Below are 12383 nucleotides of genomic sequence, written 5' to 3'. Positions count from 1 at the left end.
GAGCCCAGCGCGGGCCGGGCGGGACTATGCCGCGCTTCTCTCGTAACGGTGATGGAGACCGCCGACTTCCGGAAATTCGACCACCTTCCCTTTCTCCGGCGGCTGTGCCGTCCGCGGCTCGGGTGCATCCTTTTTCAGGGCCAAATGCGTTCTCACCCCGTGGTAGTAGCCCACGTAGGATCGCACAATTCGTCGCAGATGCGCTTCTCCGAGCACGACGACATGATCGAGGCACTCCCTGCGCAGGGTTTCGATTACGCGCTCCACGTACGGACTCTGCCAGGGACTGTGCGGCGCAATGACCACCTCCTCAATACCGAGAGACTTCACTCGTTCCCGGAACGTCAAGCCGTAGACCGCATCCCGGTCACGAATCATGAAGCGCGGCACCTTTCCGTCGCCGAACGCTTCCACCATCTGCTGCGATGTCCACTCGGCCGTCGGGTGCTCGGTCACGTTGAAGTGGACGATCCTGCGTCGATCATGCGCGAGTACGACGAGGACGAACAGTACGCGGAACGTGGCCGTAGGGACGGTTAAGAAATCGATCGAGACCAGTTCACCGATATGGTTGTCCAGGAATGTTCTCCAGGTCTGCGAGGGCGGTTTTCTCCGTCTCGGCATCCACCGCGAGACCGTTCGCTCTGAGATGTCGATTCCGAGTTTCAGGAGTTCGCCGTGCACCCGCGGCGCACCCCACAGGATGTTGGCATTCGCGATCCTCCGAATCAGTTCCCGGATCTCACGATCCTTCCCTGGCCGACCGGGACGGCTGCTCCGCGACAAGCGGGTCCAGTACGACGCGAATCTCTTTCGATGCCAGCGGACGACGGTTTCGGGCTTCACGATGACCAACGTCTCCCTCCAGCGAGACCAGGTGCGCGACAAGAGCAGCCAGAAGACTCGATCTGACCTTCGAAGCCTCGGTCGTGGATGCCGTCGCTTCATGATCGCGAGTTGCTGGCGAAGGGCGAGGTTTTCGAGAGCCAGATTGGAGCGGAGCCGAAAGGCAGCACAAACCAGAGAAAGCAGGCGAAGAATTATCAAAATCATGGACGGAAGCGTCGGTCTTGGAGGCTTGGAAAGTCAAGCGTTTCAACGCGGACGGGATTTTGGCAATGACAAGTGATCGTGAAAGTCATCAAAGTCGGTGAACGAGGCGACGGATTCATATACCAGCGTCCTGGAAGCCGGTTTTGGTGGTGCGCCTATATGCTGCATGGTGTGCAGGAGCGCGAAACGACGAATGAAGCGGAGGAAAACAAGGCGAAAAAGTATCTGCGCGATCGCCTCAAGCAGGTGCACGCCGACGAGATCGGCGCCCGGAAGTTTGTCGGGCCCTCTGCCGAGAAGGTGACGGTAAACGAGTTGCTCGACGACCTGGAGGCAAATTTTAAGATCCGGGATAAGTTCCGGCCACAGGTTAAGTCTCGTTTCAAATTTATGCGCGGCGACATAGGAGAGCTCCAGGCGAAGAGCCTTACGGAACGGGATATCGACAGGTGGATTGAACGGTTGAAAAATACCTGCAACCGGCTCCATCACATCCCGGAAGAGAGAAGGCCGCTCCATCACTGCAATGAAAAATGCAAGAGACTCGCGCCGGCCACGATCAACCAATACACGCAGCTACTCGGGCAGGCACTGACTCACGGCCGCAGAAAGATCGGAGAAGTGCCAAAGATCACCAAGCTGAAAGTGGACAACGCACGACAGGGTTTCTTTGAATATGGCGAGTTTCTCGACGTGCTTCGGTTCCTGCCGGAAGAGCTCAGAGATTACACGCACTTCGATTACCTGTGCGGCTGGCGCAAAGGCGAGGTCAGCAATCTGCAGTGGACGATGATCGATTACGACGCGAGGTTATTGAAACTGCCGGGATGCTTTTCCAAGAACGGCAAGCCGAGGAAGATTCCGTTGCGGGGTGAGCTGTGGGAAATCATCAAGAGGCGGTGGCAGCAGCGCAAGCTTCAGATGCCGAGCGGAGAAACATTCCTTGTCCCATATGTTTTTTATCGGAAACATGGCCGCGGCATTCCGGGGGCGTGGTTTAAGATTGGCGAGTTCAGAAAAGCATGGAAGCGTGCCTGCCAGGATGCAAAAGTTCCCGACAAGATCTTCCATGATTTCAGGCGAACGGCAGCGCGGAACCTCGTGCGTGCCGGCGTCAGTGAGAAGGTAGCGATGCTGATCACTGGGCATCGGTCGCGCTCGGTTTTCGATCGATACAACATTACATCCGACGATGACCTGATCGACGCCGTCGAGAAGGTCAGCGCGCATGTCTCGAAACTGGCTGAAAAGGATGCGAAGCGGCGGGACGAGGCGGCAAGATTCCAGGGTGCGGCTCCGGATCTTATTCTCCGATTGTTAAATAAGATGGATTGTTGTCGATTCTTATTTTACAATTGTTGAGAATTGTAAAATAAAGTGAATTGCTTCCATACTAACCGAGAATGAAATAAGCGCTTCAATGATGGGTTCTTATTATGAGATCTGGCGTTTTTGTAAAACAAGCTAGCGGCTACCGCGCCTTCATTCCGAAGCCGTTGCCCCCGGATCCACCCGTTCAGGTGGACTCGGAGATGGTGCACCTCCTCTCTGAAGCTGACCTGGCCATGGGACGTTTGGATGGGATCACCTCCACGCTCCCAAATCCGGATCTCTTTGTTGGCATGTACGTTCGACAGGAGGCCGTGCTCAGCTCGCAGATCGAGGGGACTCAGAGCACGCTGGAGGATGTTCTTCAGTTTGAGATCGACGCAAGTGGCGAGGCTGTGCCGAAGGATGTCTCGGATGTGGTCAACTACGTTCGAGCCATGAATCACGGATTGGATCGGCTCGACAAGTTGCCGCTCAGTCTCCGTCTGATCCGGGAGATCCATGCCGAATTGCTTCGTGGCGCTCGGGGGAGCACCCGGCAGCCTGGTGAATTTCGCAAAACCCAAAATTGGATTGGGCCAGCGGGCTGCAATCTGACGACCGCCTCCTTTGTCCCGCCTCCGGTCCCGGAGATGAAGGAAGCGCTCGGCGATTTAGAGAAGTTTCTGCATCTTGAAGGCGAGATGCCGGCATTGATTCACTGTGGACTTGCTCATGCCCAGTTTGAAACCATTCACCCATTTCTCGATGGCAACGGCAGAGTGGGGCGCCTCTTAATTACGTTTTTGCTTTGCCAACGACGAATTCTGTCTCGTCCGCTGCTGTACCTGAGCCTGTACTTGAAGCAGCATCGCGCGCAGTACTACGACCGGCTCATGGCAGTGCGCGCCGATGGAGATTGGGAAGGCTGGCTGAAATTCTTCCTTCGCGGCGTTGCGGAAGTCAGCGTGTCGGCCGCCGACACGGCGCGCAAGATTCTCGGTCTTCGCGAAGATGGCCGTAAGATCTTCTTAAAGCATTTCCGGAATTCCACGCTGGCTCAGCGCTTCTTTGATTTTCTATTTGAACAACCGATGTTCAACGTCCGGATGGTGGAGAAGCATTTGGAATGTTCCTTTGCAAAGGCGAATCAGCTTGTAGTTCAGGTTGAAGCCTATGGACTGCTAAAGGAAACCACCGGCTGGCAGCGAAACCGAAGATACAAATTTTCGCCTTACCTTGCATTGTTCGAAGGAAGTTCACCTGCTCCAGATGAAACAGCAGAGGAAGATTCTGACTGAGCAGAGTGTGCTAAAGAATCGAAAAAGGTAGACCACATGCGGAGAAAAATTCAGCGAAAACAAAGGGGGAGCAGAGTCTCAGGCCTGTGCTACAACTGTGCTAAAACTGTGCTAAAAGCTACCGAAAAACGCGCTGTCTCAACCGGACGGAATATCGCTGGGACCCGCATGTTTATTGGGTTTCGTGTGATTGTTCAATCATTGAATAACCCAGGGAACCCATTCATAACCCCAAGGTCGGTGGTTCGATTCCACCCGTCGCTACCAAAACCTGCAAACATTTATTTATCAATAATATCAAGCGATAATTGGAAAGCAATCCGGCGACAGGTCCCCGCTGTTTTTCGACCACTTTTGCAGCCAAAATCCCACGGTCGAGAAAGGGCGATCGAGATTCGTTCCTTCGAGATTCCTTGCCTAACCAATGGCAATTATTACACTTCTGGACACGCGCAATCCGAGAGGCCAAAAGTCTGGAGCGGAGGGACTGCCATTGGGGTTGAAAATCCCAAACGTTCGAAATTGGCGGCCATTGCGGATTGGGCATAAACTCTTGTCAAGAGAGGGTTTGAAGATGCCATGCGGACTCCAATCAGAAGGAGTGTAATGGTTGTGCAACGGTTTTATGGAAAACCATAGCTCAAGACCGCTCCTTGACGAGCATCTTCTTCAATGGTGACCGGAGGTGTGCCTCGGTTGGGGGCGCTGAGGCAGGTGAGCATTCCAAGGGAGGTTGTATGACAAACTTCACGTTTGCGGCACCTGCGCCCAATGGTCACATCACTGTCTGACATTACGACAGAGTCGGTCGCAGTCCGCTTTTTTTGTGGAAGCGGATGCAAAGACCTATTGTGCATCTGCCACATGGCACCGTTTGTGGCTCAGCACACTCCAAGATCGCGGAGACTGGACCTCGGAGTTGCGTGGATCCATCCTGACTTGCGGAAATACATGACCCGCGATCTGATTCCATACAAGTGAGGAGATTCTCCGCGGCCTCGCGGCTTGGCCCAGTATGCAATTTTGTCCTATTGGTGCGCTCCGGATGCAACTCTAGGACGTCGCGGGAGCGTGGGCTCCAGGTTGTAGCTTGGTTCGCGCAGCATGAAGAGGAGCGATCTCATCTGTACTCTTCCTGACGATTCTCTCGGCGTCTCAGAGACGGCATTCGATCAACATTCCGGGATCCGCTTCCCGGTCGGCGTGCGCCACTCTACGGCAAAGCATCGCACGGAAAGGCGGATCTCCCTGGCTACCCTGACGATTGCTCTCCACCGTCGGCTACTGCATAATAGCCGCGCAAACCAGGGGGCTACTGCGTGCTTTCGCACACTCTAAAACCTCGACAAGTCGAATCGGTGCCAGGACAAAGTGAGACGGTTGAGGTCTTAACAAAACCGTCACTGATTTGCCTTTTGCTGGCGTTCCTGCGGTTGGGCGCCAGCGCGTTCGGCGGCCCGTCCATGGTTGCCTATATTGGCAAGATGGCGGTGGAGAAAAAATGCTGGATGAGCAGGCGCGCTTTTATGGATGGCGTAGCTCTCTGCCAACTGATACCCGGCGCGACTGCAATGCAAACATCGGCCTATGTGGGTTTGAAAGCACATGGAGTGATGGGTGCAGCCGCGAGCTTCGTTGGATTCGGTTTCCCGGCTTTTCTGCTCATGATGGCGTTTTCTGCTGTTTATGTGCACGCACACAACCTGCCTGTCGTGGTGTCAACGTTCCAGGGGCTTCGGGCGATAATCGTTGCCATTGTCGCAAATGCTACTTTGATGTTTGGCAGGAATTCGCTGAAGAACGGGCGAGACGTCATCATTGCCGTGGTGGCTGCGCTCATATTTGGGCTTGGAGTCAATCCAATTATTATACTCCCGATCGCTGCAATCCTGGGACTCGCACGCAATGTGAATCCGCCACCACCGCCCCCGACTGACTGTTCGGCCGACAGGTTGCGCTTGCCCTTTGCATTTTTGGTCCTCCTCACCGCCGGCGCCACGGGATTCACCCTGCTGTTTCTATTTCAACGGAAGTTTTTCGACCTCGCTGCGCTGATGTCTACCATCGACCTGTTCGCCTTCGGGGGTGGTTTTGCATCTGTTCCCCTTATGTTCCATCAGATCGTCCATGTGCGGGGCTGGCTGGACGGTCCGACATTTCTGAATGGAATTGTGCTGGGACAGATTACCCCGGGTCCAATCGTGATCACTGCAACCTTCGTGGGCTATGCTTTATACGGTTTTTGGGGAGGACTGCTGGCCACGATCGGTGTATTTCTGCCTTCTTTCCTGCTGGTTGTTGGGATCGCGCCTTACAGCAGCAGAATTTTCGCTTCGTTCTATCTCAGCAGGGCATTCGGCGGCGTCCTATGTTCTTTCGTGGGACTTCTGCTAACGGTCACTTTCCGCTTTGCCTTGAACGTTCACTGGAGTCTCATTCACATTCTCCTCAGTGCCGCTGCCTTCATTGCTTTACTCTTGGATGTCGATATCCTCTGGGTAGTCTTGGGGGGGACGTTGATCTCGATCATCATGGCATAGGCGTTTGGGGTTCCGGCAGGCACCCGCCCGGTCAACATGCAATCCGGGATCTTGACGAACCATCTTAGCATCATCAATAATTAGTATACCGCTCCAGGTGAGATTGTGCTTTGGTCAGCGACCAAAGCGGTGACTGCTGGCTTCGGCCCGCAACAGATTCCATCAGAGAGTTCTCTGTCCGAGCTTTAGCACACTCTGAAAGGATTCCGAAAGATCCGCTACATTAATCGAGGAGGTCGCATGGAGTTCGCGAAAGTGACTGCAATTATACGCAATGAAATGGTCGAGAATGTAGAAGTGGCACTGGAGAAGGCGGGTGTCAGCGGGTTCACAGTTACCAACGTGAAAGGCGTGGGGGAGTGGGAAAAGAAATTCTCCTTCTTTGCCGGACCATCCACACATTGCAAGATAGAAATCTTCACCGAAGAAAATCGCGCGGAACAGATCGCCGGCGTGATCATGGACGCGGCGCACACCGGCTCAGTCGGCGACGGACTTGTAGCGGTATTGCCGGTGCACAAGGTCTTCCGGATTCGGACCAAGACCCTCGCAAAATCCGGCGAAGTTTAGTCTAGTTTCTTGCCTCCCAGCGGATCTATGCCTAAGGAGGGCAAAGTCTCGCCGTGGCGCACATAAGCTGGCTGTCTGGCACCCATCCAAACCGGATGCCGGCGACCCCTCGGATTTCTTGCCTGGGTACACCGGCCTCGGCACCTCGAAAGAACAGCCTTCTACGGGGTTTTCCCGACCGTTTTGACAACTACTTCGGCAGGCACTCACTCAGCCGAGACGCAATCAATGGCCATACCTGAGGATTTGGAATGACTGGAGATTAGCGGCGAGGGAGTAGACGTGCAATTTCCATGGGGCTATGAGCGCTCATGCGTAGGTATTACCACTCGCCCGACTTTGCCAGCTTCTTGATTTTGTTTTTGATCAGGCTTCTTTTCAGTGCGCTCAAATGATCGATGAAAAGAACCCCATGTAAGTGATCAATCTCATGACTTAAGCACCGCGCCATCAGGCCAACCGCCTCAATCCTGATTTCGGCACCGTGGGTATCCTGCCCCCGCAGAGTAATCTTGCTGGGACGCACGATGTAACTGGTGAAATCGGGAATGCTGAGGCAACCTTCCTCGTTTTTTTGTTCGCCTTCGGCCGATACGATTTCCGGATTGCAAATCACGATCAACCGGCCGGCTTCCTCTCCAACGGAAGTGTCCACCGTGGTAAGGCAGATATTGATGCCCACCTGTGGCGCGGCAAGACCAACGCCTGACGCGGCGTACATCGTCTCAATCATGCTTATAGCGATTTTCTCCAGTTCGCCGTTAAAACTGTCCACCGGCTTGTTGAGGGCTTTCAACTCCGGGGCTCCGTATTTGAGGATGGGCATCAACATGGACGCCGATGTTATCGAAAACAGGACATGTTGTCCACCCTATGGAATTGGGATAATCACGGATGCACCCCTACCGGCGCTTCCCCCTTGATAAATCGAATGGCACCATGTAAATTTTTCCGAGCGGTGGAGTTCGCTTAACGTCGCTACGCGGCCAATAACTCCTACAGTAGGATCACTGTAGGGGTTTCTCACATTTGGCTTCTCCTCGGTGATTTCCTGAAGATTGCGGATTTTTGGGAGACTTTGCGATGGGAGATGTGTGGTTTCTCGCGGCGCTCTGGCTTAGCCTGGCTTTGGTAGCGACATTTTTTTCAATCCGATTCCGTATCTCCACCGCTCTTACCGAGATCGTTATCGGGACGGCCGCGCAGTTGATCCTGGGCACCTTCATAGGAGCCGCAGTACTCGGCGCCAACGCCCCCTGGATCGCCTTCTTGGCCGGCGCCGGCGCGATCGTATTGACGTTCCTTGCGGGAGCGGAACTTGACCCTTCGATTTTTCGCACCAAGTGGAAAGAAGCCTCTGCCGTTGGTTTGGTCGGCTTTTTTGCGCCGTTTCTAGGGGCGACAGCCGTTGCTCACTTCGTGCTGGGATGGTCTGTACGATCGAGCTGGCTCGGTGGCATCGCCTTGTCGACAACGTCCGTGGCGGTTGTCTATGCCGTGATGCTCGAGCTCGGTTTCAACCAGACCAGTCTTGGCAAGGGCATTCTGGCCGCCTGCTTTATCAACGACCTGGGAACGGTGATCGGGCTGGGATTGATTTTCTCACCCTTCACGATGCGCACGTTGATTTTTATCGGGATGAGCCTGGTCGTTTTCATCCTGTTGCCATTCGTGACCCCCTGGTTGTTTGACCGCTTTGGCGGGAGGGTTTCGGAACTGGAGGCAAAGTGGATCTTGCTTCTCCTGTTCGGGCTTGGCGGCCTTGCCGCTTGGGCAGGAAGCGAGGCCGTGCTCCCTGCCTATATCCTCGGAATTGTGCTTGCCAGTACCATTGGAAAAGACCATATGCTGGTCCGTCGCCTGCGCACGATGACGTTCGGGCTGCTGACTCCGTTTTACTTCATCAGGGCAGGCTCCCTGGTTTCGATCCCCGCCCTGATTGCGGCGCCCATGGTATTTTTCGTCTTGCTTCTGGCGAAGATGATTTCCAAGATGGCTGCCCTGGTGCCAACCGTGCGCGCGTTCAACTATCTCGGGCACGAAGGTCTGTATTATTCTCTTATGATGTCAACTGGCCTGACGTTTGGAACCATTTCCGCTTTGTTTGGCCTGAACCACGGCATCATCAACCAGGGCCAATACTCTCATCTGGTCGCTGCGGTCATCGGGAGCGCCGTCATCCCAACAGCAATTGCCAATGCCTATTTCATGCCCACACATCTGCTGCCGCAGGCAAATAAAGCGGCGGATTCCAGTGCGCGCATGGATGAGCAGACCTCGGAGGAGGTGGTGTAATGCTTGCTAAAGGTCCCGCGAAGAAGGTAACGATCTACGTCAACGAAGAAACTCGATATCAGACCGGCCCGCTCTACGAAGCCATTCTGACCCTTTTGCTGCACAAAGGGGTAGCAGGCGCCACCGCCACGCGAGCGATTGCGGGCTTTGGCGCCCAGCAGCTCGTTCACACGGCCGAAATCGAGGAGCTCACACAGCACCTTCCGATTCGCATCGAGTTTGTCGAGGCTGCTGCCAAAGTCGACGAGATCCTCCCCACGCTCTATGACATGGTCAGCGACGGCCTGATTGAGGTGCACGACACCATTGTGGTGAAAGCCGCCATGAAGGAGAGGAGAACGGAGCCGAAACATCCGCATGCGAAGCAGCAAGGCAAAGCCAAATTGATGCGCATTTATCTGGGAGAGGCCGATCAGTGGAAGGGTGAGCCCCTCTACCAGGCCATCGTCAAGCAATTACGCATGCTGGAGATCTCCGGCGCCACGGTCCATCGTGGCATCCTGGGTTACGGCGCCAAGGGCCATGCCCACAAGCAGAGTTTCTGGCATCTTTCACGCGATCTTCCCATCATGATCGCCATTGTCGACACGGAAGAAAAACTGAATCAAGCTGTTGAGGTGCTTGGGGCCATGATCGAGGACGGACTGATCGTTGTCTCCGATGTGGATGTCATCCGCTTTGTCCATAGCCAGTCCCTGGCGGAGGTGCCCGATGCAAGCCGGCCGGCCAGCTAAGCTCCTGCGGTTTCACCTTTGTGAACAGGACCAATACCAGCGCAAGGCACTCTATGAGGTGATCGTGGAGAAGTGCCGGGCACTCGGAATCGCGGGCGCCACGGTGTTCCGCGGTTTGGAGGGTTTCGGGGAATCGGCCGAAATCCATCGGGCGCATCTGATCGCGAAAAACCTTCCGGTGGTTGTGACGATCGTGGATTCGGAGGAAAACACCCGGCGCCTTCTCTCGGCTCTGGAAGGGATCGTGGACACCGGGCTCATCGCCATGTCCGATGTCGAGGTCATCCGAATCCAAAAGGCCAAAGGAGGAAGCGATGTTTGACAAGATACTCATCGCCCACGATGGTTCGGAAGGGGCGCAGAATGCGTTTGATGCCGCTCTGCAGATTGCGGTGCAATTCGAAGTCGATCTCCACATGGTTAGTGTTGAAGAAAACCTGCCGCGATTCGCCGAGGATGTGGAAGAGGTCAGGGGTGAAAAAGAAAGAGCGGACGAATATTTCAAGCCCCTTGCAGAGCACTGTAAGGGTCGTGCCGCTCTCAAGGGCAAGACGCTGCACACCAATATCATTGCAGGTCACGGGGTGAAGGCCATCGTCGAATTCGTCCGTCAGGGTGGTTACGACCTTCTTGTGGTCGGCTATACAGGACACTCGAAGATCTACGACCATATCTGGGGCGGCACCTCCCAGAATCTTACCCGGCTGGCTCCATGCAGCGTCCTCGTGGTCAAGTAGCCCGCGCGGATCGCAGCTTTCCCTCCGCGAGATTCGCAACCATCAACCCACACGGCCGGCGAAGCGCAGCACCGCGGACATCTTTGTTGCGACGTCCTCGGGAAGGCCGCTCAGGCGCAGACGCTCGACAGCGCGCTCGACATCATAAGGCATGCGCTTGAGCTGCACGTCGCCATCCTGCCAAACCGCATAACACCCGCGCGGGTCACCGTCCACGGGCATTCCCAAGCTTCCAGGATTGACAATCGTGAGGCGACCGATGCGGCGACGGAATGGCTTATGCGTGTGCCCGAGGAAAAGCCACTCTTCCTTGTCGGCTAAATCCCCGACGGCCGCGCGCCACTCTGATTCGGCAGCGTCGCCGCTGAGGTATGCATAAAGAGGATTGCGCGGCGTGGCGTGTACGAGATGAATGCGGCTTCCTTCCACGTCGAGAGTGAGATACATCTCCAGATTGCGCAGGAAATCTATGGAATCCTGGCTGAGCAAGGGGCGGAAGTGAGCGCGGGTGGCCACGGAGAGTTCGTAGGAGATCGGCGAACTGCGGCAATCCGCGCCGGTTGCCATCGCAAAATCATGATTGCCGCTGACGGCACGTGGATCCCGGTCCTTCACCCAACGAACAACCTCTTCAGGCGCGGTGCCGTAATCGACGAGATCGCCGAGCACGAGCAACCGGTCGTAGGATTCGTCAATTGCTTCGATGGCATCAATATTCGCGTGAATGTCGGTTAAGATTAAGTAACGCATGAAACAAAGGTATGCTGAGCCCAGCCGGTATGTCAAACGGTGGCGCACCAAGGTCGGCGTGAGGTCGTGAGAAATATCGGAAGATCTATTTGTTCGCCAATATTCTCAGTTTTCCCTATGCACACCGACAAGGACCACCGAGCCAACAAGCATCACCACAGCCGCAAATCCAAATGCGGCAGCCGGTGACATGGCAGTCCACAACAACCCCACGATGACGCTGGCGCCGAAATCACCTATGCCGTTGACCGTCCCCAACACCCCCATGCCGATGCCACGGGTTTCCGTCGGAATGAAATCCGCGGTGATTGCGCTTTCGAGCGTATCTTCTGCCGCGATGAAGACGCCGGCGAGAGCGAAAAGCAAGAAGAGGTAGGGCAAGCTTGTCCAACCTAGCAGAAATGCAAGCGCAAACCCGCCGATCGTCAGCACGGCAAGAAAGTATCCCAGAGCAAGCAACACGATCCGGCTCATCCGATCGCTCATGGCTCCAATGGGGAACGAAGCCAGCGCGTAGGTAAGGTTTCGCGCCACGTACATCAGACCGGCAAGCTGTGCGGCGCGCGCAATTCCAAACTCAGGCTTCAGCAACTGCGTTGCGGCAAGGATGAGGAGTGTCGGTGCGAAGTCGCCAAGACCAAACATCCCCACACCGAGAAGGAAACGTCTGAAATTGCTCGGCAGGGATCGGACGGTTCCCCAGAACTCTAATTGATGGTTGGCAGCGCGGCGCTTCTCAACCGTCATCACGGCAAACACTAATGCGGAGAGAATGCCGGGGATGAGAGTAATCAGAAAGATGTTGCGGAACGGCGCGGACGGATCGAGCAGCGCATGCGGCTGCCAGATCTCAAGGAGCCAGACTCCGAGCAGCGGGCCGACTATTGCGCCAAGCGTGTCTCCAAAACGGTGAAATCCGAATGCCTTACCCCGAACCGAAGGATCCACGGAGTCCGCGAGCTAAGGTGTACCCCATTGTCTAGACAGAAAATCGATCTTCTTAAGGTGCTTTCGCTACCGGGTGTTTTTGTCTTGACATCAGAAAAAGAAAGACCAGTAGGGCCTGTGGGAAATGTGGGAAAGTCTCGCTGCTTT

The 12383-nt window shown here is 55.3% G+C and carries 12 protein-coding genes; 8 read left to right on the top strand and 4 right to left on the bottom strand.

The features are described from left to right. Positions 1-24: 24 nt before the first annotated feature. Positions 25-1053, bottom strand: a complete 1029-nt coding sequence (locus tag LAP85_14800) for an integrase core domain-containing protein (GenBank protein MBZ5497669.1) — start codon at positions 1051-1053, stop codon at positions 25-27. A gap of 78 nt (positions 1054-1131) precedes the next feature. On the opposite strand from LAP85_14800, the gene LAP85_14795 reads away from it, so the two are divergent. The 4 genes from LAP85_14795 to LAP85_14780 all read left to right on the top strand — a co-directional run bounded on the left by LAP85_14795 (position 1132) and on the right by LAP85_14780 (position 6772). Then, on the top strand, positions 1132-2415 hold the full coding sequence (locus LAP85_14795) for a site-specific integrase (GenBank protein ID MBZ5497668.1): 1284 nt from the start codon (positions 1132-1134) through the stop codon (positions 2413-2415). 74 nt (positions 2416-2489) lie between these two features. After that, positions 2490-3662, top strand: coding sequence for a Fic family protein (locus LAP85_14790; protein MBZ5497667.1), 1173 nt, complete (start codon positions 2490-2492; stop codon positions 3660-3662). A gap of 1463 nt (positions 3663-5125) precedes the next feature. Then, a complete protein-coding gene (chrA, locus tag LAP85_14785) occupies positions 5126-6202 on the top strand; it encodes a chromate efflux transporter (protein MBZ5497666.1) in 1077 nt (358 codons plus the stop codon). Between the two features lie 240 nt (positions 6203-6442). Continuing rightward, complete coding sequence (locus tag LAP85_14780) at positions 6443-6772, top strand: P-II family nitrogen regulator (GenBank protein MBZ5497665.1); 330 nt, start codon at positions 6443-6445, stop codon at positions 6770-6772. A 322-nt stretch (positions 6773-7094) separates the two neighbouring features. Here LAP85_14780 and def read toward each other — a convergent pair whose 3' ends face one another. Then, a complete protein-coding gene (gene def / locus LAP85_14775) occupies positions 7095-7604 on the bottom strand; it encodes a peptide deformylase (protein ID MBZ5497664.1) in 510 nt (169 codons plus the stop codon). A gap of 251 nt (positions 7605-7855) precedes the next feature. On the opposite strand from def, the gene LAP85_14770 reads away from it, so the two are divergent. From LAP85_14770 to LAP85_14755, 4 genes are read left to right on the top strand one after another with little or no spacing between them, the layout of a single operon-like run. After that, positions 7856-9067 (top strand): cation:proton antiporter, encoded by a 1212-nt coding sequence (locus tag LAP85_14770; protein MBZ5497663.1) that lies wholly within the window; start codon positions 7856-7858, stop codon positions 9065-9067. Beyond that, the gene (locus LAP85_14765; GenBank protein MBZ5497662.1) at positions 9067-9801 is read left to right on the top strand and encodes a DUF190 domain-containing protein; all 735 of its coding nucleotides are present in this window, start codon (positions 9067-9069) and stop codon (positions 9799-9801) included. The genes LAP85_14770 and LAP85_14765 overlap by 1 nt, the downstream gene beginning before the upstream one ends. Continuing rightward, complete coding sequence (locus LAP85_14760) at positions 9779-10123, top strand: DUF190 domain-containing protein (protein ID MBZ5497661.1); 345 nt, start codon at positions 9779-9781, stop codon at positions 10121-10123. Before LAP85_14765 ends, LAP85_14760 begins: the two co-directional genes overlap by 23 nt. Continuing rightward, positions 10116-10538 carry a universal stress protein gene (locus tag LAP85_14755; protein ID MBZ5497660.1) on the top strand — a complete coding sequence of 141 codons (423 nt, stop codon included), beginning with the start codon at positions 10116-10118 and terminating at the stop codon, positions 10536-10538. Before LAP85_14760 ends, LAP85_14755 begins: the two co-directional genes overlap by 8 nt. Before the next feature lie 42 nt (positions 10539-10580). Here the strand turns inward: LAP85_14755 and LAP85_14750 are convergent, their stop codons facing one another. Both LAP85_14750 and LAP85_14745 read right to left on the bottom strand, forming a co-directional pair. Then, positions 10581-11288 carry a metallophosphatase family protein gene (locus LAP85_14750; GenBank protein ID MBZ5497659.1) on the bottom strand — a complete coding sequence of 236 codons (708 nt, stop codon included), beginning with the start codon at positions 11286-11288 and terminating at the stop codon, positions 10581-10583. Between the two features lie 105 nt (positions 11289-11393). Continuing rightward, positions 11394-12236: an MFS transporter gene (locus LAP85_14745; GenBank protein MBZ5497658.1), complete on the bottom strand. Its 843-nt coding sequence runs from the start codon at positions 12234-12236 to the stop codon at positions 11394-11396. Positions 12237-12383: the final 147 nt, after the last annotated feature.

Source organism: Terriglobia bacterium (genome assembly GCA_020072565.1).
In the GTDB taxonomy this organism is placed as follows: Bacteria; Acidobacteriota; UBA6911; order UBA6911; family UBA6911; genus JAFNAG01.
Note: the sequence above shows the minus strand (reverse complement) of the source record. Positions and strands in the feature narration are given on the sequence as shown.